The sequence below is a fragment of the Pseudomonas sp. V88_4 genome, assembly GCF_029967985.1.
GTDB lineage: Bacteria > Pseudomonadota > Gammaproteobacteria > Pseudomonadales > Pseudomonadaceae > Aquipseudomonas > Aquipseudomonas glycinae.
In genome coordinates this window covers 52,443-74,133 of record NZ_JASCAF010000042.1, presented here as the reverse complement: position 1 = coordinate 74,133, position 21,691 = coordinate 52,443, and the positions used below count along the sequence as shown (strand labels likewise).

General features: G+C 53.0%; 17 protein-coding genes. 9 read left to right on the top strand and 8 right to left on the bottom strand.

Annotation, left to right across the window (positions count from 1 at the left end):
• The first annotated feature begins 12 nt into the window (after positions 1–12).
• From QLG12_RS18775 to QLG12_RS18745, 7 genes are all read left to right on the top strand, one after another.
• Entirely contained in the window at positions 13–567 is a 555-nt protein-coding gene (locus QLG12_RS18775) for a cysteine hydrolase family protein (protein ID WP_197870112.1), read from the top strand.
• 241 nt (positions 568–808) lie between these two features.
• Positions 809–1,390 carry a YjfI family protein gene (locus QLG12_RS18770; RefSeq protein WP_199912991.1) on the top strand — a complete coding sequence of 194 codons (582 nt, stop codon included), beginning with the start codon at positions 809–811 and terminating at the stop codon, positions 1,388–1,390.
• 17 nt (positions 1,391–1,407) lie between these two features.
• A complete protein-coding gene (locus QLG12_RS18765; RefSeq protein ID WP_103385518.1) occupies positions 1,408–2,106 on the top strand; it encodes a PspA/IM30 family protein in 699 nt (232 codons plus the stop codon).
• Between the two features lie 124 nt (positions 2,107–2,230).
• Positions 2,231–2,881: a DUF2491 family protein gene (locus tag QLG12_RS18760; protein ID WP_039771970.1), complete on the top strand. Its 651-nt coding sequence runs from the start codon at positions 2,231–2,233 to the stop codon at positions 2,879–2,881.
• Positions 2,882–2,894: 13 nt separating this feature from the next.
• Positions 2,895–3,320: a DUF350 domain-containing protein gene (locus tag QLG12_RS18755; RefSeq protein ID WP_074691674.1), complete on the top strand. Its 426-nt coding sequence runs from the start codon at positions 2,895–2,897 to the stop codon at positions 3,318–3,320.
• Positions 3,321–3,337: 17 nt separating this feature from the next.
• Positions 3,338–4,030 (top strand): DUF1190 domain-containing protein, encoded by a 693-nt coding sequence (locus QLG12_RS18750; RefSeq protein ID WP_108563377.1) that lies wholly within the window; start codon positions 3,338–3,340, stop codon positions 4,028–4,030.
• Positions 4,031–4,032: 2 nt separating this feature from the next.
• The gene (locus tag QLG12_RS18745) at positions 4,033–5,190 is read left to right on the top strand and encodes a glutathionylspermidine synthase family protein (protein ID WP_197870114.1); all 1,158 of its coding nucleotides are present in this window, start codon (positions 4,033–4,035) and stop codon (positions 5,188–5,190) included.
• Between the two features lie 1,475 nt (positions 5,191–6,665).
• Here QLG12_RS18745 and QLG12_RS18740 read toward each other — a convergent pair.
• The 7 genes from QLG12_RS18740 to QLG12_RS18710 all read right to left on the bottom strand — a co-directional run bounded on the left by QLG12_RS18740 (position 6,666) and on the right by QLG12_RS18710 (position 18,872).
• Positions 6,666–7,907 carry a three-Cys-motif partner protein TcmP gene (locus QLG12_RS18740; RefSeq protein ID WP_282475050.1) on the bottom strand — a complete coding sequence of 414 codons (1,242 nt, stop codon included), beginning with the start codon at positions 7,905–7,907 and terminating at the stop codon, positions 6,666–6,668.
• Between the two features lie 31 nt (positions 7,908–7,938).
• Positions 7,939–8,727 carry a phage Gp37/Gp68 family protein gene (locus QLG12_RS18735; RefSeq protein ID WP_282475049.1) on the bottom strand — a complete coding sequence of 263 codons (789 nt, stop codon included), beginning with the start codon at positions 8,725–8,727 and terminating at the stop codon, positions 7,939–7,941.
• Between the two features lie 516 nt (positions 8,728–9,243).
• Positions 9,244–12,021, bottom strand: coding sequence for a DEAD/DEAH box helicase family protein (locus QLG12_RS18730; RefSeq protein WP_282475048.1), 2,778 nt, complete (start codon positions 12,019–12,021; stop codon positions 9,244–9,246).
• A gap of 276 nt (positions 12,022–12,297) precedes the next feature.
• The gene (locus tag QLG12_RS18725) at positions 12,298–14,001 is read right to left on the bottom strand and encodes a site-specific DNA-methyltransferase (protein WP_282475047.1); all 1,704 of its coding nucleotides are present in this window, start codon (positions 13,999–14,001) and stop codon (positions 12,298–12,300) included.
• A 10-nt stretch (positions 14,002–14,011) separates the two neighbouring features.
• A complete protein-coding gene (locus QLG12_RS18720; protein WP_282475046.1) occupies positions 14,012–15,766 on the bottom strand; it encodes an AIPR family protein in 1,755 nt (584 codons plus the stop codon).
• Positions 15,766–18,675 (bottom strand): SNF2-related protein, encoded by a 2,910-nt coding sequence (locus QLG12_RS18715; protein WP_282475045.1) that lies wholly within the window; start codon positions 18,673–18,675, stop codon positions 15,766–15,768. The genes QLG12_RS18720 and QLG12_RS18715 overlap by 1 nt, the downstream gene beginning before the upstream one ends.
• Entirely contained in the window at positions 18,672–18,872 is a 201-nt protein-coding gene (locus QLG12_RS18710) for a helix-turn-helix domain-containing protein (RefSeq protein WP_282475044.1), read from the bottom strand. Before QLG12_RS18710 ends, QLG12_RS18715 begins: the two co-directional genes overlap by 4 nt.
• Before the next feature lie 293 nt (positions 18,873–19,165).
• On the opposite strand from QLG12_RS18710, the gene QLG12_RS18705 reads away from it, so the two are divergent.
• On the top strand, positions 19,166–19,918 hold the full coding sequence (locus QLG12_RS18705) for a DUF2059 domain-containing protein (RefSeq protein ID WP_282475043.1): 753 nt from the start codon (positions 19,166–19,168) through the stop codon (positions 19,916–19,918).
• A gap of 260 nt (positions 19,919–20,178) precedes the next feature.
• A complete protein-coding gene (locus QLG12_RS18700) occupies positions 20,179–21,144 on the top strand; it encodes a restriction endonuclease (protein WP_282475042.1) in 966 nt (321 codons plus the stop codon).
• A gap of 180 nt (positions 21,145–21,324) precedes the next feature.
• Here the strand turns inward: QLG12_RS18700 and QLG12_RS18695 are convergent, their stop codons facing one another.
• Complete coding sequence (locus QLG12_RS18695) at positions 21,325–21,681, bottom strand: hypothetical protein (protein WP_282475041.1); 357 nt, start codon at positions 21,679–21,681, stop codon at positions 21,325–21,327.
• Positions 21,682–21,691: the final 10 nt, after the last annotated feature.

Genomic DNA, 21,691 nt, shown 5'->3' with positions numbered 1-21,691 from the left:
GAGGACACACCCATGGCCAAGCAAGCGCTCATCGTAGTCGATATCCAGAACGACTACTTCCCCCAAGGCAAATGGCCGCTGGTCGGTGCCGACGCCGCCGCCGACAACGCCGCCCGGTTGATCGCGGCCTTCCGCGAGGCCGGCGATTCGGTGGTGCACATCCGCCACGAATTCACCTCGCCCGAGGCGCCGTTTTTCACTCCGGGCTCCGAGGGCGCGAAACTGCATCCGAAAGTGCTCAACCGCGCCGACGAGCCGGTGGTGCTCAAGCACTTCGTCAACTCGTTCCGCGAAACCGAGCTGCAATCGATCCTCGACGAACAGGGCATCAAGGAACTGGTGGTGGTGGGCAGCATGAGCCATATGTGCATCGATGGCGTTACTCGCGCGGCGGCCGATCTGGGTTATACCGTCACGGTCATCCACGATGCCTGCGCCACCCGCGATCTGGAATTCAACGGCCTGACCGTTCCGGCCGCCCACGTGCACGCCGCGTTCATGTCTTCGCTGGGTTTTGCTTACGCCAACGTGGTATCAACTGACGAATTCCTCGACGCCAGCCGCTGAGCCCTGCTCTGATACAACTGGAAACACCTGCGCCCGCCTCGTTGCGGGCGCTTTTTTTGTAGGTCATGAAAATCTCACGCGTGAGCCATTGATGGCACTTTGATTTGGTTGTAGTGTGGCTCACGCGTGAGATGTTCATAACGGAGTCATCGCCATGAAAAGCCGCTCCCCTGTCACCAAGTCAGAGAGCCCAAAGGGAGTGCGCTCGACACCGTCCGCGAAAAAACCGTCGAGCTTCTACATGAAGCAGATGCGCGCGGGCCTGGCTGCCGCCGGTTATGTGAAACACGAAACTTGGGTGCTTCCGGAAAACCGAAGCTTGCTCAAGCAAATGGAGCAACAGCTACGCCAACCGATTCTGGCTGGCTCTTTCATGTCGGAGAATTACATGAGCGCAGGCAACAACTGGAACATCGATAGCCTCTACAACGCTTTCAAGGCGCTGGACGAGGTGGCTTCGCAAGAGATCACACTGTCTCTGATCCAGAGCTCCGAACCCAGCCTCAAGCTGGAAATGAACGAATTCGGCGGTCTGCCGATTCACATCGCCCTCGCCGGTCAGCAGATCATCGTCGACACCGTGCTGGTGGACATCGATTCGATCACCGACGTGCGCGCCTTCAACGACGCCGTGCTGCGCAGCCGGGAAATGTTCCCGCTGTCGTCGATCGGCATCGAGACCATGCCCAACGGCCAGACCGTCTACAACATGTTCGGTGCACTGAGTGCCGACTCGAGCCTGACCAACGTGGTCACCGAGGTGAAAACCCTGGTCGACAACGTGCAGCGCGCCAGCGAAGCCTTCGAACACTTCTTCAAGTAATCAACAGGGAATATCCAATGACTCAGTCCATCTGGAGCAAGTTGTTCACCGCGCTGCGCGGCGGCGCCAACGAAGTCGGCGAAGCGATCGCCGATCAACAGGCCCTGCGCATCCTCGATCAGGAAATCCGTGACGCCGACAGCGCGCTGTCCAACGCCCGTCGCGAACTGGTCACCATCATGGCCAAGCACAAACTCTCCGCTGACCGCGTGAGCGAGTACGAAGCCAAGATCAGAGACCTGGAAGCCAAGGCCGTTTCCGCCCTGAACGCCGGCCGTGAAGACCTGGCGCTGGAAGTGGCCGAAGCGATTTCGACCCTGACCAACGACCTGGGCGTCGAGAAAAAGCAGAGCGACGAATTCGGCACCTACGCCGACAACATGCGCAAGGACATCAACAAGGCCGAAGCGCGGATCAAGAGCCTGCGCCAGCAAGTGGACATGGCCAAGGCCCGTGAGAGCGTGCAGAAAGCGCAGGTCAGCGCCTCGATCGCCAGCGGTGGCGCCAACGGCAAGCTGGAAACCGCTGTCGGTACTCTGAACCGTCTGCAAGCCAAGCAGCAGCAACGCGCTGCCGAGCTGAGCGCTGCCGACGAGCTGGCCGATGCGTCGACCGGCAACGACCTGGATCGCAAGCTGCGCGAAGCCGGCATCACGCCGAACGAAGGCAGCGCCAACGCCATCCTCGAGCGTCTGAAGCAGAAGTCCGCCCAGTAACGGCGGCGAGAAAAAAGAAGGGCACCGGGTGCCCTTCTTTTTTGCCTGCTCGTTCGCCGCGCGGCCCGGTACACTAGCGGCGTTTTGCCAACGAATATCGATACCCGCTTCAAGGAATGTACCCATGGGATGGTTCAAAGATTTGCTCGGCACCAGCAACTGGCAGTCGGCCGCGCCGGCGTCCGAGTCTGCCGGCGGCCCGCTCGGACTGGCGCAAGGCAAGGCGATCCGCTTCGACACGACCCTCGGCCTGTTGCTCGACGGCAGCACGTCAGTGCGGGTTCCCGACGCCCAGGCCATCTGGAGCGCTGGCTGGATCGATCTCGGCCAGTCGAACAAACTGCATCGCTACTATCTGAACGACGAAGAATTCTGGGTACAGATCCATGTCACCGGTGATGACCAGATCGAGTCGGTGACGCTGTTCAACTACGTTAGCTATGTGACGGTCAACAGTGACGCCGAATTGCAGCGTCTGGCCGGCCCGAACAGCCTGATCGGCCTGCCGACCTATCGCCACGAAGGCGTCGAATACACCCGTGAGTGGGGCACCGAGCGCGGCCAGACCGAACTGGTGCCGCTGACCGAACAGGTGATCAACCCGGACGAGTCTTACACCATCAACCATCACTCGATGCTCTACGCCAGGGACACCGGCCTGACCGATCGCCGCGAACTCTTGCTGTTCTCCGTCGAACAGGACGAAGAAGGCACCGTCAGCCTGAGCACCTCGCTGGGCATCTCGCTGTACACCACCGATTTGAGCACCATCTAAAAGGAAGTTTTCCATGCTGGAAGCGTTGTCCATTTCCCTGAACAAAGCCGCGCTGGTCGGTTTCGTCGCCTACCTGATCGGCGCCGTGCTGCTGTTCATGCTGTTTCAGTTCGTCTACACCCGCGTCACGCCGCACAAGGAATTCGAGCTGATCCGTTCCGGCAATGTCGCCGCCGCCATTGCCCTGTCCGGCGCAATCATCGGCTTTGCGATTCCGGCCAGCAACGTGATCGCTCATTCGATCAACGTCCTCGACTTCGTCCTCTGGGCGGTGATCGCGGCCGCGGTGCAATTGCTGGCATTCCTGGCGACCGGGCTGGTGCTCAAGGGCACGTCCCAGCGCATCGCCAACGGTGAAATCGCCGCGGGCATCTATGTGGCGGCGGTGGCGATCAGCGTCGGCATGCTCAACGCCGCGTGCATGACCCCGTCCTACTGATCGGCAGGAAGCCTGAGATGAAACGAAGCAAGTACGTTCAACTGTCGCTGGCCGCTTCGGTGGCCCTGGCGATTTCTGGTGAAGTGGCCGCCCAGGAACAGCAACGCAACTTCCAGAGCGTCGAACAATGCGTCGACGCCGAAGTGGCGCCGGATGTCTGCTCGAATGCCTACGTCGCGGCCTTGGCCGAACACCGCCGGATCTCCCCGGCCTACGACGACAAGGCTGCCTGCGACGCGGATTTTGCCGCTGACTGGTGTCAGAAAAATTCCGCCGGCCGTTTCGTACCGAAGCTTGGCGGCTTCAAGGTGCCGCAGGACGGTGAGCCGGCGCAAAACCTCGATGCAATCGCCAATGCCCAGATGCCCGCCGGCGACGCGGCCGCCGTACAAAGCAATCAGACCAGCACTTCGCACTCGTCCAGCGGTGCAGGCAACGGCTGGCTCACCGGATGGCTGATCGGCAATGCCATGAGCAACAACCGCGCGAGTGATTCGCGGCCGGTTTATCGTGAGCGCAATACCCGCCAGACCTACGACACTTCGACGCTGAACCGCCGGATCGAGTCGGCACCGAGCCGCAACCAGCGGGACTACGACAGCGATTACCGCAAACCGGTCAACGTCGCTGCGTCCACCTCCCGTGGCGGCTTCGGCAGCCAGTCCAGCGCACGCAGTGGTTGGGGCGGCTGGGGCCGTTCGAGCAGCTGACCATGAAGAAGATCCACTGCGCCGAGCGCCACGACTGGAAGCAGACCGCCGAAAGCCTCGGCTTTCTGTTTCACACCATCGACGACGAACCGTACTGGGACGAGCGCGCCTACTACCAGTTCACGCTGGCGCAGATCGAAAACGATCTGGAGGATCCGACCACCGAGCTGCACGAGATGTGCATGGACCTGGTCGACCGCGTCGTGCACAGCGAAGAACTGCTGGATCGCCTGAGCATTCCGGCGTCGTACTACGACATGATCCGAACGTCCTGGCTGGAAGGTCATCCGCATCTGTACGGACGCATGGACTTCTCCTACAGCGGCAATGGCCCGGCGAAGCTGCTCGAGCTCAACTACGACACGCCCACCAGTCTTTACGAAGCGGCGGCGTTTCAGTGGGGCTGGCTGGAGCAGTGCATCGAGCGCGGGATGCTGCCGCGCCATGCCGACCAGTTCAATAGCATCGACACCCGACTGCACGAAGCCTTCGCCCAACTGAAACTCACGCGGCCGTTTTACTTCGCCTCGATGAAAGACTCGGTCGAAGACAAGGGCACCACGGATTACCTGCGGCTGATCGCAGAAAAGGTCGGCATCGAATCGCGGCACATCGACATCGAAGACATCGGCCTGAGCGCTGACGGTCGCTTCGTGGATCTCGAGGATCGCTGGATCCCGCACCTGTTCAAACTGCACGCCTGGGAATTCATCTTCCACGAGCCGTTCGGCGCGGCAATTGCCGAGTGCGATACCCAGTTTTTCGAACCGGCGTGGAAGTCGATTCTTTCCAACAAGGGTGCCCTGCCCCTTCTATGGGAGTTGCACAAGGGCCACCCGAATCTGCTGGCCGCGCACCTTGACCCGAATCCGGGCAGCGCGGTGCCCAAGGGTTGGGTACGCAAACCGTACTTCTCACGGGAAGGCGCGAACGTCGAGTTGCAGACCGCTGAAGGCATGATCGTCAAAGAGGATGGGCCCTACACCGATGCGCCCTTCATCCTGCAGGAATTTGCCCCTTTGCCGAAGTTCGACGACAGCTACACGTTGATCGGTTCATGGGTAATCGGTGATCAGGCGGCCGGGATTGGTGTGCGCGAAGACAACAGCCTGATCACCAAGGATTCGAGCCGGTTCCTGCCGCATCTGATTCTTGACTGACAACCTGCGCACATGAAAAAGGCCCGTCGTGTTCAGCGACGGGCCTTTTTTATTTAGCGCGGATACAGCAGCGAATCAGAATGGTTATGAACACCAGAAAGCCAATTGTTCTAGCGTGTGAGTGAGTGAACCCCTTTATTCTATTGACAATAAATGTGTAACCACGCATAAACAAGCAACATTATCGTAAGAATTTTTGTTAATTTATGGCTCAAACCGCCCTCTAAACTTTACAAAAATCAATTACGCTACCCTTTCAGCAGGATCGTCGAAGCCGCGCCTAAATCCAGACGAACGGTAGCCGCCACTGCATCGCAGAATGCAAAACAGCTATCTATAGAAAGCGGCCAGCGCCTACCGGTGGGCTCCCAATGCCTCGGGTTCACTTAAGGGGCCGAATATGAGTAATCAGCTTTTCTCTGGATTGGATCGGGCCTTAGCAGCACCCGCTCAAAAAACGAACAATTATCGAAATTATAGGACAGCTATAATTATTCCCCACCCCTAATTTCAAATAATTCAATTCGAGCCGGACGCTTGAAAGCCACAAACCAGAGTCCACTCACTGCGACCTCAATGCTGAGAGCTCAAGCCTTCGCCTTCCAAATTTTGCGGGAAAAAACCACCGGAATAGGTGCTTTGGGCTTTCTTCTGCAGTGTATGCCTCAAGCCGTCGCAAGGATCTGGTATCGCTGCAGGTTTCTGCGCCACTGCGTCCCAGCATAGAGGTAGCCTCGTTAAACAGGCAGCAGGTCACCAATCCGGCTCTGGCTCTGTACCCAAATGAATCGACATAACGAGCGCTCGTCGGTAATGCAAAGGGGTGGCGTTTAATTCTAAGGAAAGTAGTCGGTTGGCTGTACCAACCAAAGCGTCAATCCGCTCGCGCGGCACTGCTATATACGCAACCAACCGCGTCCCGCTAGCGGACATAGACCCTATCCCTTTTGGAGGAGCGATGTCCTGCATTAATCGGGGATCTGCGTAAAGCTGGCACTCGACCTGTGGATATTTAAATCTCTCGGGGTAAAGCACGTCGCCCCTCAAAGTTAAAATCATATGTTCGTGATAATGACCTTCGTTAATCCTCAAATTGTTGGGCAAAGCTAGGCTGAGCGACCAGGTGAAATCCCATCCCGACAGTTTGATTTGATAGATAGTTCGCTGCGTTTCGATCCTTGGACGACCTCGCCGAGCGTTAGATTTCTGCTGGGCTTTAGGGGTCATAGCGACCTCCACCAGAAAGGTCGGCATTAGGGGTAGGATACTGACCGACCTCACAAGCATAGTTATGGTGACGGCGGGTGCACTGGTTTTAAACTTTGAAGGGATAAGCAGTGGCTCAGGAAAGCGTGTTTGCCGGATGCTTAGCTGTAAATAACCTTTGCGACGCCGACCGGACACCTACGGCCCCAAACTGCAGGGCCTTTGCTTGCTCTTGCGAGTGATGAGCGCCAACCCCTTTCGTAGCAATCCTATTTTTTCCCCTGAAATATGGAGAAAAAGCTCGTTTGGCTTTTGAGTTTTATCGTGTCAGACACATCGATCTTTGTTGCTTTTCGGCGAGGCCAACCCGCCTTGGTGATTACTTCAATGTCCGGGTTCTCGATCATTGCCAAGTGGATGTCGTCGCTATGTGCCGGCGTATGGTTGTAGATCCGGCTGTAGAAGTCCCCCATGCTCAATGCGTCGCCGAACTCGGAAACGACACGCGGGATATCGTCATGCAGCTGGCCTTTAGCTTCCTCTCGTGCCGAGGTGTCAAAGAGGTACAGCGTGCCTTCCTCCTGAGGGTCATGGGCAAGCATGTTCAGGCCAGAGCGACCGTAGTGCGCCTGCGACTGGCTGTTCTCATGCAGAACATTGTTATACACCTGGCGAGCTCGGTAGGAGTTTGAAAGGTGAATGAGCCAATAGCGCCAACCGCCTGGGTTGTTGATAGAAAACGGGCTGACAAAATGGGCGCACTTTTGGAAGGCAGAGAACACGATGTGCTCGGCGGTTCCGAGCCAAACCCGCTTGTTCATCTGTTCGGACAGGGCATCCAGATCGAACTTACTCAACGACAAATAAGCCAGTTGGCTTTCTAAAGCCTTCGCATTGTCTTTCTGTAGGTAAGTCAGTAGGGACGAAATCATGAAGGTGTAGAACACTTCGGTCGAGGTGTTTGAGCTCATGATGTCGAGTAGCGTGTCCCTAGTCACGTGGCTATGACCATACTGATCTAGATTGAAAATTACGTTTCTAAGTTTACCCCGTTGCAATAGCTCTTTTATTTTCGGGTACGCATATTCGAAGGTGGTGTTGAGGTACTCGATATGGACGGTTAGGTAATCGTTTGGTTCAACTTGCTCTATCAATACAGGTGTCACATGCTGTTTGAGCAAATCGAGCACCGGCTGTTCGAAATCGTTCAAGATCAGAAAGCATTCAATATGAATTGGCGCGAGGTTTTGCATTGCACGATGTACGTTGATCGCCCTAGTCGCGCGGTTCAGCTCCTCGATAAAAATGATAGGTGAGCCCGGCGAACCGCATTTATATCGTCCACCGCCAGCAAAACCGTCGACTACAGCAAGGCGAAAACGCTCCCTTTTAGGAAGCTGGCAGCGAGTAATGACGTACTGAAAGAAATACTCTCGAAGGATTTGATGCTTCTTCCTGGAGTGATCAGACAGAACAGCGCCGTCCTCCCACTCGTACTGCTTAACTGCCATTCCAATATCCCTATCACGGTTCGCTGTATTTCTACTGAGGTGACGCGCCTATGATATTGATAGGCATTTCGTCCCATGTCTTGCCTCTATACTCGCGGCCATTCGCCTTCTTGGATCGGCGAATATTATCCTCACCCCACGTTCCCCATTGTTTGAAAAAGAACGCCGTGCCACTTTCAAGACACTGGGTGTAAATCTCGTCTATCCAACCCTCTTTTACGGGACGAGCCCTGTTCCCACTCTCGCCACCCACGATTGCCCAATCTATACCGGAAAGGTCGATAGCCCCAACAGGGCCAATCAAAGGCTCGAATGAAATGAATCGGATATGAGCAGGCGTTTCTTTGAGATACTCCGCCCTGGCCGCTGTATCGCTGTTTTCTATGGATGTACCAAGCCAGACGTTTGGTAGGACTTCCCGAATGATCTCCTGCAGGATCTGCTTCATCCGCTCAGGTCGCTTCGTCAAAATCTGATAGTTGTGATGGGGCGTATCACGCATCACCTTCCAGACATCCTGGATGAAGCTGTCACTTACCTGCTCATGGAACAAGTCGCTCATCGAGTTAACGAACACCTTACGTGGCTTTCTCCACCGATAGGGAATGGAGAGCGATTCTCGATCTTCGATGATCTTCCCATTCCAAACCACGCGCTTATTTTTCTTACGCGTCAGACCGGTGTACTTGGCCATGCCCATCGATTCGAGACGTCTCGCCATTTCCATGGCGTAGCAGTTTTTGCAGCCCGCGCTGATGATTGAGCAGCCTGCCACCGGATTCCAGGTGGAGTCAGTCCACTCGATCTGTGTTTCTGCCATTTCCTTTCCTACAGCCTCCTCGTTGGCGTTCCTGGCTGGCGCACTTGATATCCGAACAGGCGAGATTGGTCGCTGTCTTATAGAATACCTTCGCTCAAAGGGCAGTCACGCATTCTGGCCGGCCCCATGGAGCAGAGATAAGCAGCACGATTCGGTAAGTTCGCTGTATACATGTACACCATATCAGCGGACTCGGTGGTCTGCTACGAGAGTTTTCTGCTGAATGAACTCCTGCGCGCATCTCTTGATCGCTGTGGTGACGTATTTTTTCAAAACAGCACCTCTGCACCCAAAAATCCCTTGGATTGCCCGACAGTGAGCGAAAGCCAGGTGCCCTCCAGATTTCTAGGGGCTAAAAAAACCACCGAACGAGGTGGTTTTTTAGCGTTCTAATGCAGCATACGCCCATAGGCCGTCGCGCAGTTCTGGAACTGCTCCAGTGATCCACACCTATGAGCAAGTAGCCAAAGCTGCTTCGGAGGCTACGGATTCCGATAGGTGCAGTAAGGGTAACTATTAACTTAAGCTCTGCCCGTTATCTTTGACCTCAAACTGTAAATAATCGGACAGTCGCTTGTCTTCGCTCACATCGTCGTGCGGAACCAGCAAGTAATGCCAAGGCTTGCCCCCTATGCCCTCAGCATGCTCACTGGCATGTCGACACCAGCGAGAGGCAGCCGCACTCTTTGCCAAGACTTCTGCAGACGTCAGATCCACACGCGCTTTGGTCTCGACCACTAGAATCTTGTCTATCAGTTCAGCCACGAAGTCAGGAATGTACTCCGGCTGTTCTATGCCCAGTTTGTAGTAAATCTGGAACTGCCCTTTGGCTGGCTTGAACCATTTCAGAGCATCTCGCTCTAGTAGTAAGGAAAAACGTCTTTCAGTATCTGAATCAAACTTCTGTAAAGGGTAGAGGCAGCGACTGAAACCGCCGAACAACATCTGCTTGATGCGACTTAGCTCCGTCACCGTCTCACGTACATTATGAGCTGTTTGACCTACTGCAGCGGTGTAGTTACAAGGTTTTAGCTCGGTAAAACCACGGCTAACATGGACTTCATAACCCCCAGCCCGCTCCCAAAAGTGCTCCATCATCTGGGCGCGGATCAGGCGCGCGAGCTCCTTGCCATAGGTATCGAAGATCTCATGCAACTCACTTTCCGAATAGCTCTGCTGCCGATAGTGCTCGACTGCTTGGCCGGCAAGGTCGTAAAGCAAATCGGCCTGAGTAAAATAATCGATATCATCGAAGTCAATCAACCGCTTGACGATGTAATCCTCGAACCGTTTCTCCCGCAGACCACTTTCGCGACTCAGAGTGAACTGCTCGTTAGTGCGTAGTGTCTGGCCTACGATCTCGCGTTGACCCGGCTGGAAATTAGGCAGCTCACCCAGACGAAACGGATTAAATCCTGTAGTGACCTCACCCGTTGGTACGACTGAAATACGCGGAATATCGATACTTTGCTGCACCAATATTTCGGTGGTTTTTGCCACTATCGCAGTTAGATCGAGCTCTGGAGACTGATCATCTATGCCTTGAAGCAATTGCCCTTGCAGCGGCTTCAGGCGGTACTCAACTTCAGCCAGGATGGTCTGCTGCATTTCTGGTGTTAGCAATGCTGCGCTCGTTGGTGCTAGCTCGCGCTTTAACTCGTAAGTAGCGATAACCTCGCGAACGGTCTGTGCAGCCTTGAGCTCGGCCTCGGTGTTGAAGGCTGGGGCAATCTGTTCTGCGGCCTGCGCGCCGCCGACCTCAACTCCAGCATCCACATCAACCAACGCCGCCGGTATGTTCCGTGCGTGCTCATCTTGAAGGCCTAATCGCGCCAAGATATTGGGCACTACCTGAACACTTATTCGTCGCTCTTCATTGCCCGGAGCCTCTAGAATTAACTGCTTGAGCCGAATTGGCGAATCACCGCGATTAGCGTCGTCGATAATTTCTTGGAATTTATCGTGGGCTACGATGTTCAATCGATCAACCGCTGCCACTCCAGTGCGCTTGCCATAGGGTAGGCGCAAACCACGTCCAATGGACTGTTCGATCAGCGTACGTGCATTGGCCGCGCGTAAGGGCACGATGGTATAAAGGTTAGTGACGTCCCAACCTTCCTTGAGCATGTTGACGTGGATGACAATCTCGGTTGGCTCATCCGGGCTTTCCACATTCAGCAACGCTTCGATCATCTTTTCCTCTTCAACTCCGGTACGGCTGGAGTCGACTTGGATCACCTTGCCCTGATAACGGGCCTCAAAGAACGCTGCCGATTCGATCAATATCTTCAACTGCCCTGCATGCGTGGTGTCGCGGGCGATCACAAGGATAAAGGGCTTGACCATTTTCGCGCCGCTTTCTCGGGCGTAGGTCAACAATTCCACCTTAGTGGCCTCGTGCAGACGCACCCCGTCTTCCAGCTTAATCTTCTCGATCTCTTCAACACTGTGGTTGCTGGCTTTGAAGTTACGCTGTGTGACCACCGCCGGCTCTTTGACGAAACCATCGGCCATGGCACGAGCCAAAGGGTAGTCCATCACAACATTTTTGAAGGGCACCGGCCCCTTGGGAGTTTCTACGAATGGTGTCGCGGTGACCTCTAGACCAAACAATGGGTTCAGTTCATTGATAGCACGCATGCCAGACTGAGCTCGGTAGCGGTGCGATTCATCCATCAGCAGTACCAGATCGGGAAGGTTAGCCAAGTGGTTGAAGTAGCTCTCTCCTAGTACCTCACGCATACGTTTGATACGTGGTTCCTTACCACCACGCACCTCTGAATTGATCTTCGAAATGTTGAAAATATTAATGCGCACCTCACCAAACAGTTCCCCAGCAGCGACGTTCTGCTGATCGTAGTTGTCCCCGGTGATGACCCTTGGTGCATTGATGGCAAATTCGCCAATTCCCTTGAACACGTACTTGGATGTGTTCGGCGTAAAGTCGGTGATCAGCTTGTTATAGATAGTCAGGTTCGGAGCCAGCACGAAGAAATTGCTGATGCCATGTGCCAAGTGTAAGTACGCAATGAACGCACCCATCAACCTGGTCTTACCTACGCCAGTAGCGAGTGCGAAGCATAGGGATGGGAAATCGCGCTCGAAATCTTCAAGCGTTTCAAACTCGGCCTTAAGCGTCGAGAGAATGGCAGCGACCCCCACTTCGCGAGCGCTGTCCTTATCCAGTATTTCCGGAGCAGCATTAATCGCAGTCACCAACCGCGCTAGGGACTCTGCCTGCGGCGGTCGCAACGAAAGGCGGCCAGTGACATGATTCTGAACGCGCGCATTCATACGTCTTTTCCTTTTTTCGAATGTGCAGGCCGCTTCCTGCTAGTTTCAATCCACGTCACCGGCTGAGCGATCTTGGCTACGAAGTTAAAATGCATGTGAGTGCCCTTCCTTGAACTTCGGCCGAAACCCTTGCCGCATGCACCAGGAAGTCCCGATCCTTTATGCGTAAAAAATCGCAGAGTTGCCTCTGCGCCATCCTCATAATTTCATTTTGCAATCGTAGATGGATGGGCGCCGGGAAGTTCGTGCTCAGTTCGAACAGGGAGTAGCCCCGGATCATGGCACTTCATCCATCGATGCACTACCGAACAAATCGTCGGTAACCGTGTCGAGCATCCCTTTGCGCCCTCGCGCAGGGGACGAAGGTTGAACTGGAACCGGCTCAGCCAAAGGCAAATTGGCAACATTCAGGCTGTAGTCGTCATGGCCCCACTCACAACGAGCTAAAACCATCTTTGGAATTCTTTTGAGTGTCAGATTCGGCCAGCGCGAAGCGGCTGCACTTCCTGTGATGCCGTGAAAGGCTGAACAGCACACCAACAAACTTTGCTCGGCGCCCACCTCGTCCGACAGAACCTGCAATTGATCAGCGGAAAGACTCTGCGTAGTTACGCATATGAAATCGCGCTCGCTGGAACGGCCATGCTGCCACCAATGTGCTTCCGATGGGGCGTATATGAAGCCCTCGAGCTTGCACAAGGCCTCCGCAAGTTGGGCCGCGTCATAATCGGGGTTGATTACAGGGTTACCCCAGCGATCTTCTACGATCAGGCTGGGTGCAAGGCGGTAATAGCGAAACCCACCCCCCCCCTTCCAATCAACTGCCTCCGTGATACCACCGATGTCTTCACCATCGATTACCTTCTTCAGGCGCGGGACGATATGCGTATGGCAGTGTTCACCTAGCTCAACCATGATCCAGCGTCTGCCCATCTTGTGTGCGACTGCGCCGGTAGTACCGGAGCCGGCGAAGGAGTCGAGTACAAGGTCACCTGGGTTAGTTGCGATGTGTAAAATATGCTGCAGAAGCCTCTCCGGTTTTGGAGTCGCAAAGGGCTCCACTCCCGAAAGCAACTTATTCAAGTGGTCTCTCTTCGCCTCTTGATTGTGGCCAACATCATCGGCAGACCACCAGGTTCTAGGTACCACACCACCCTGAACATCCGAGAGATACCGCTTAATAATCGGCATGCCATCGCCTTTTGCGCCGAAGTAAGCACGCCCCTCACTTCGAGCAATGGCCAGCGTCTCACGTGAAAAAGCCCAGCCCCGCCCCGGAGGCGGCGTTACAATACGTCCCGACGGAAGAGTGACTTCGAATCTAGATCCCTCACTTGCACTTTTTGCTGTTCCGTTGTCCCCCTGCAACCAAGGCCCTCTAGGATCATCATCAATGTTCTTGTAACGTTTTTCTTGATCAGATGTTCTCTCAAGAAGATTTCGCACCTTTGCCCAACGGTTACTGTCACGCGCATATACGAGCACATAATCGTGCGACACCGAAAATGTAGTGTCGCTGCGTCGCCCTTTGTCTTTCTCCCATACCATACTAGTTAAATAGTTAGCACGACCAAAAATCTCATCACAAACAATTTTCAGGTAATGAGCCTCGTTATCGTCGATTGTGATCCACAACGAGCCATCTTCCGATAGCAATTTTTTGATGATTTCCAAGCGATCCCGCATCAACCCTAACCAGATCGAATGCTCAAGCCCATCGTCATATTGAGCAAACGCGCTACCGGTATTGTATGGCGGGTCAATAAAAATACACTTTACTTTACCGGTAAATTCTTGCTCTAGCGCTTTCAGCGCCAAGAGGTTGTCCCCGAAAATCAACCGATTATCAAATATATCTTGTTCGCTCACACGCGAGTCAGCGTGATACGACTTTTCGGTATCCGCCAAGAGTATACGCGGCTCCAGTTTTGGTCGTTTCTCCTTACCCACCCATGTAAGTTCGAGTTTGTTCTTGCTCATTGCATTGTTCCTAATTTCGTTGCTGTGCGAGGGAGGCCATCAATCGACGCTTCACCTCAATGCAATCAGTTTTGTTCTCGAACACGCTGCGCGCCTGCTTATTCCATTGACCTGATTGAACAACATTAATCAGGTGCTCTGAAATCAGATCGATATCACGAGAAACTTCTGTTAGTTCAACATCAGTCAAGTCTAAAGTCGGCCCATTCGGTAACTGATGTCGGATAAAAATGACATGCAAAATAATCCAGCTACCGTGTGTAAGAATTTCTTTCGCCCGAAGCGTGCCAGCCGGTAGATCCCTAGGATCACTTTCAGCGCTGGCCCGAGCTCGCACCTTCTCAATAACCGACCGACCAATCTGAGCAATTCGCCACATTTTTCGTGCTGTTAGCGAATCAGGAAATAATTTCTCGTAGGCGTTTCGCAGAGGATCTGTAACTGGAACCAAACCCTCCCGTCCAAATAACTTCTTTCTGTCGGACTTAGCAGCCACCACATAATCTTGCCAGTCACTTGTAGTTACAGTGCACGCTAGGAATGGTGCGAGCTCACGTACGCTGAAGCATGTTGCCGAAAGGGACGGGTCGTCCACACCCTGCTTAACCAAATAGGTTATCTCAGCCATTTTCAAAGTATGCTGCCACATCGCCTGCCTATCATCGAGTGCCGCGAAATCTTCTAAATCAACGGCATTCTGTCTGTTACGTGACTGAGTGACGCGCTCACCGAAGCCATCAGGCGCGTTTTCCAAACAAATAAATGTTGCCATAACTGACGTGGGATGAACATCGTAATGAGCTAATGGTTCTCTAGCTATCGCACCAACTGTCTGTGCGCCGTTGATAATCGATAATCCTCGAACACGAAAGCTACCAGTGTGTCGATTTGGGTCGAACGGGTGTATTTCATTTATTGTGTGGCAGAGAAAGGTAACGCCATTATTGAAGTAAAAGAAGTGTTCTGCCTCATGTCGAAGCGTCTCGCTTAACCCTACGTTTACAGAAGTTGCGCCCTTAAAGTGCCGAATATTCCGATCAACAAGCTGTTCTTTATGTGAGGCCCAAAGCTCTGCAAGTTGCTTTGCATCCATACGACCGTAGAAGGCCTTATAGGGACGATCTGAGTGACCATAATCCTTTAATTCAACCTGTGCCTCTATAGGCTGGGATGAAACGCCATTCAAGTGCAGATCATGCAGAGTGATAAGTCCATAGGCATGACATTTGAGAAAGCCTGGATTTGTTCCATTAAATGCACGTTCTAAATCTGAAAAAATTTCTCGCCGATCGTCTGATACAGCTGTGCCAGTGTAGGCCAAAATAACCTTTACTCTGCAGACGCCGCTGTCTAACGCCCTCGTAATATCTGCCTGACGGCTTCGTAGGGCGTTGTTGAAACGAGTCCAGCGCCCTTGAAGCAAATCGGCGACTCCATCCCGAAACTTGGAAACGTCACCAAGCTCTGGCTCCCCTACCCCACTGCCTTTGTACTTGGATTGAACAAGCCAGATAGTCTGATCTGACGCAACAAAAACTGAATCAATACCATGATCGAATCCGCCATCGATGCTGGCAGCCACAGCATCATCAAGCGAAGCGCCCGCGCCCTCATGAAGGACAAATGCCGGAACGGCCTTTGACAAAAAGTTACTGCGCAGAGATTCCGGAGATGTCCCCGTCCCAGTGATTCTGGCCGAATAATCTTCATCCAGTTTTTCACACAGCAGATCAAGTTCGAGTGGTCGAGCGAGAACCGTTGCCATTAAACCAACTCCCATTCCATGGTAAATAATGTGCGCTCTTCTACTTTCTGCTGGAGTTGCAACTCCAACTGACTAATAAGATCGTTACGTTGGGCTTCGACTTCATCCTGCCGATTGAAGAGATCCCTGCGAAGCTTACTGCGCTTGCCCTCCAACTCTCGCTGTTTTTTCTGCCACGACAGCTTTTCTTCGAGCGTTGGAGATGTTGCAGCAGTACGACGCACTTCCTTGATCTCCCGATCAATCTCTTTAATGTCCTGCTCCAAACCAAGCTTGAGATCGTCCGCCCATGCATCCAACTTCTGCACTTCCTGATCAAAGTAACCAAGATTGCGCTGTTTAATCTCACGCAAAAGATTACTTTTTCTTGTCAGAAAATCCTCAGACAGCTCGGATGATATATGTAGATTTTCGACGTCCGTTACTTGAGCAGGTAGTCGCAGCAATTTTTCGGGGTCATCTTCAGGTAACGGCTCGCCGGAGTTGGAGCAGGCTGAGACCACAAGGTGCTGCTCTTGATCTCCCAAGGCATCGACATTTAATAATGTGACAGAAAGCCAGCCACTATGGCCTCGCCATTTTTCCAGAGTACTGATTCTGCTTCCGTACGCGGCGTAATCAAAAATCAAGCGCGTTGGTGCTTGTAGATTCCGAGCTTTAGCCCGCTCGATGGCCCATTCCGCTAATGGATGGCTTATACGATACAGATGTGCATCGCCGCTACGCCGAGGGAGCTCATAGCGACCTAGCGATACTGGGTGCCCTTCGACAACAGCCGTAGGGTTCAGATCTTCAGGCAAGCTATGTAGGACAAACTCGTTGATCTCTGCCTCATTATCAAAGCGAGCGTGGGCGTGCAATTCCGTCCTGCTTAGATCCATAAGCAGACGCTCGTACTTGTTCAGAACAGTTATGCTGTCATTATTACGAACACGTAGTTTTTCCTGCACTTCCTCGTCAAAGTTTTCTAGAAGAATTTGGCGAGTTTTGACCATTGCCTCATCGATTTCACTGGCTAGCTCTTTCTGAAGCGCCTTAAAGCTGGCACGAATTTCCTCTGGTTCGCGGCAGCTTTGGTAAATCGCAGCGATGCGTCGTTCGAAATCTACTCCAGAACCGATAGCGCCCAGTACTTCATCACTCGCCCCAAAGACTCCTTCAAACAGCTTAAACTTCTGCGACAAAAGCTCATAAACCCTAGCATCTGCCTCGTTGCTGCGATCAACGAAGTTGACCACGACCACGTCATGCTTCTGCCCATAACGGTGACAACGACCGATCCGCTGTTCGATCCGTTGTGGATTCCAAGGCAAGTCATAATTGATCACTAACGAGCAGAATTGAAGGTTGATACCTTCTGCACCTGCTTCAGTGGCAATCATGACTTTGCCACGCTCTTTAAAATGCTCCACCAGAGCAGCACGGATGTCCGCAGTCTTGGAGCCGGAGATGCGATCAGTGTCGGCATGTCGCTTAAGCCAATCTTTATAGATGACTTGGGCAGGTGCGTCGCTGTTTGTGCCGTTAAATAGCACAATGCCATCCCCATAGGGTGTCTCAGATAACAAAGAAAGCAGGTAGTCCTGGGTTCGCTTAGATTCGGTAAAGATGAGAGCTTTCTTCGCAGCGCCCAGGCGCTCTAGTTCAGCAAAGGCGCGATCCAAAGCGGTCAGTAATGCTTGTCCCTTGGAGTTCTGACGAATGCTGGTCGCCAAATCCTTAAAACGCCGCAGTTCAGCGACTTCGTCAACAAGTTCTGCTCGCTCACTCGAAGTAGCGCCTCCGGAGTTATCACGTAACCCGTCGCTGCTCCATTCCTCGGCAGTTTCATCCAACGACTCGTAATCTTCATCCAAAGTGTCTACCAGATCCGTGGCCTCGGGCGTCTCGTCCAGTTTTCCCTGAAGGCGATTGGCCATGGTCTCCAAGGCCCCAGCGATGGCATGGCTTGAGGAAGCCAAAAGCTTCCAAAGAACGAGGGAGATCAGTTGGCGCTGACCTTCCGGTAAGGCTTTTAAGTTGGGGCGGCGCAGGTAGTCGGCAACCAGCGAGGAGAGCATTTTCTCTTCCTTGCTGGGTGTGAATTCCTCAAGTATGGCAATGCGTGCAGTGTATGGTACGTATTGCTGTACCTGCCGACGTAGAGTGCGCTTGCAGATTGGCGCTAGGCGCTCCCGCAAACTCCGGGCTGCCTGCTCTGTACGAACCGAAGAGAACTGCGCCCGGAAGCTGTCGAGATCGCCAAATACGCGGTCATCAATCATGCTTACCAAGCCGTATAGTTCTAACAATGAGTTTTGCAACGGCGTAGCAGTGAGCAGCACCTTCGCATGAACGTGCTCAAGCGCGTCGCGGATAGTACGAGCAATGACATTGTCAGGCTTGTACACGTTGCGCAGACGGTGAGCTTCATCCATCACCACCAGATCCCACTGAATTCGTCGAAGCTCATCAGCTTTGCTCTTTGCAAACTGATAGGAACAAATGACCGGGCCATTCGCGTATAGAAAAGGCTGCGATACGCCTTGTTTGCGCAAAGCATTGAAGCTCTTCGCTTCTAATATCAGACCTTGGAGATTGAACTTGTCTTGCAGCTCCTGGTGCCATTGTTTGCGAAGGTTGGCCGGTGTGATGATGAGCATTTGTCGACGTCGTTCGGCCCAGTGCTGAGAAATCACCAACCCAGCTTCGATGGTTTTGCCTAGACCTACCTCATCCGCCAAAATTACTCCGCGCGACAATGGATTCCGACAGGCAAAGAGCGCCGCCTCCACCTGATGTGGATTTAGGTCTACCTGTGAGTCCACCAAGGCGCCGGCCAGTGACTCAACGCTTCCGCTGGCAGCTCTTCGGGAGAGTTGCCACGCAATGTATTGGCTCTGTTGATGCGTCAGGGAAGAAGCATTCATTCACTCTTTTCCTTGTTGTCCTTTATCCGCTCAGCGATCCAGACATCCAGCTCCTGTCGGCGGAAGCGCCATGTCCCACCAAATTTGAATGCAGGGATTTCGCCTTTTTGAGCAAGACGATAGATCGTACGCTTCCCAGCTTTTAGGTAGTCAGCTACCTCGTCGAGCGTAAGGATTTCACTTTCTGAACTCATCATTGAGGTAAGCCAACATCAGTCAATTTTTGCCAAGTCTGGCCAATGCTAACTGGCAAGAGACATCAAGCCCAGCACAAAAATGCTCCGAGCATTCTAATTCGGAGAAGTGTCGCCTAGACGCCAGATCGAGGTGCGTTGAATGCTTGGTTGGACTTACGCTTTGCGGATGCTACAAAGCATTTCCGCGCTTCATAGCCCGATAGCGCGCGGATCGACGGTGTAGGAATTGCAGGCATATCTCGACAAATCAGCATCAGTGCACGGAGAATAGCGACCTGCTGACAGGAGTCCCTATGCGTCGTTTGTTTTTCTCAATGCTGATGTTCTGCGCTTTGCCCGCCTGGGCAGACGGCCACGACCAGCTGTACAAGGTCGCCGGCTGGCCGGAACAACGTGCACATTTCAACGATGCCCTCTCCGCCGCGCAGCAACGCTACCAAAGCAGCCTGCCACCGGCGGTATTCCAAGCATTGGTCAGTAACAGCAATCAACGTTTTGATTCCAAGGCTGTCGACCAGCGCGCTGAAGCACAATTACGCAAGAACCTCTCCGATCCGAAGCCAGCGCTGGCGTTTTTCCAATCTCCGCTGGGCAAGAAAATCGTCGCTGCCGAATTGCTCGCGACCCGTCACGATCAACTGGCGAAAAACGCCAAGGGTTTGCCGAAGGTGCAGGCCAACGACAACCGTCTGCTGATCATTGGCCATCTGGCCCAAGCATTGCCGGCGCGCGAGGCTGGCGCCGAAATCAGCTTGGCGATTGCCGGCGTCGCCGCTGACAGCCTGAGCTCGATGATCCCCGGCCTCCTCGGCGCGGGTCAGGCCCAAGGCATGTTAAACGGACAGCGACAGCGTTTGATGGATCAGATCGGCAGCGACCTCAACAACACGCTGTTATATGTCTACCGCGACCTGTCGGATGAAGAGCTGGAGGAATTTGCCACGTTTGCCGAATCGGCAGAGGGGAAGGCTTACTATCAAGCGGCGTTGGCGGCGATTCGGGCTGCATTAGCTGTAGGACAAAGTGCACCGGGCCTAGCACCCTAAGATTTTTAGGAGTGCTGTTTCGCACGCAGCCCGTTTTGCAGAAACGCGTTAGCGACCTGGGAGGGCGAATGTTCTGCGAGCAACACGCTTTCCCATTAGCCAGAGATGCGCCCTTGACGCCTTCCGCGAATGGGACGCCGCTCACTATCAGGTACCGGCCAAGCCGTTGAAAAATCGAAATCCCGCGAAACTTAGCCACCATCGCCCTTTATGCTGGAAATCGGAATGTGTGTTGCACGCGCAGCATCTAAGGATCGGTTTTGGTCTCCAGTGGGCCAAGACAGCAATCCATCCCCATCACGCACGAATGGAAGCTGTTACCATCGAAAAATGCGCAGAAATTGGGTGGTAGGGGCGCGCTATCTGAATACTCCGCTCCCACAAATAACTGGAATGCCAAACAACCTATAGATGGGACTAAAGAAGTGCCTGTAAAACCTAGCTGGTATCAATTCCAAGAAGACATTTGCTCTTACTTTAGATCGATTGGGGCAAGTGCTGAAACGAACGCTACCGTTCAAGGGATCAGAACCTCTCACGATGTAGATGTTTTGATAAAAACGAAATATCTTGGCGAAGACTTAGTTTGGATTGTTGAGGCCAAGCAATGGAAAAGCCGAGTAAATAAACTTCAAGTTTTAGCGCTTAGAACCATAGCTGAAGATATCGGAGTTGATAGGGCGTTCATTATCTCAGAAGCAGGCTTTCAAAGCGGAGCATACGAAGCCGCAGAAAATACGAATGTAAAATTAAAGACTTATGAAGAATTAAAAACAGATACTCGCCATCTTGTCGAAAGTGAAATAATTAAAACCTATAAAAAGCGTCTGGAACTGATTGAAACGCGCTATTGGTCTCATAGCAAATCTATCCGAAAAAAATATGGTTTAAGGGGCGAGATTTGGGATTTCCCCGTAAACTTTTCAGGCATGACGCTCTTGCAAACAGCCCAAGATGCAATATTTGCAGCGGAGGCTAATGAATACCCGATCAACCTAGAAACGTTTCTAGCCGAGAAGCAAGGCGATTTAACTGCAACAAATTTTCAACAGCTTGTAAACTGGCTCAACTTGAATCTTAATTTTATTGATGAGAAGATTTTAGTGGCGGAAATAGAAATGATAAAAAATGGCGATTTCAAACCCAACCTTCGCCTTCGTGACCACGCCACAACATCGCCGTTAAAAATGTATGCAGCCGCCATTAAAATGAGTAGAGAAGAGTAGCTTCCGACTTTATAACGCTCAGCTTAATCTCGAAAGCATCAACCTTAGGCCCTCACTAAATTCTGCCTCGGGCCGTTGGCTGGCGGTGGCGGCAAGCCGGACACGAACCAACTCAACATGAATACGCGGTCAAAGTTGGGGACATAGCTAACGGAGGGCGGCCCTACCACCCAGGGGCTATCAGAGGAGTTCGCCGGAGCAGAGAAACTTAAGGAAACTCATGCGTCCACCACCACGTCTAAAGCTCCCGATGACGTAATTACCGTCCTGAGTTTCAAGCAGCCAAAACCGCCCTTCTTTCCTCGCGAACTGAATTTTACCTGTGCGAGGAATAGAACCATCTGCTCTGTGATACGCATCGTCCCGCTCAGAGTGATCGAATGACACCCCCAAGCACGTGTCGTCAATGATCGTCGCATCACTGATAAAGGCGGTGATGGGTACGCTGTATTTTCGAAGACTAGCCCGCACCAAGCGACTCATTTGAAAGTCGCTCACATCCTTACTATGGAACTCCAGCTCAATTACTTCAGGCATCCAATTCAAG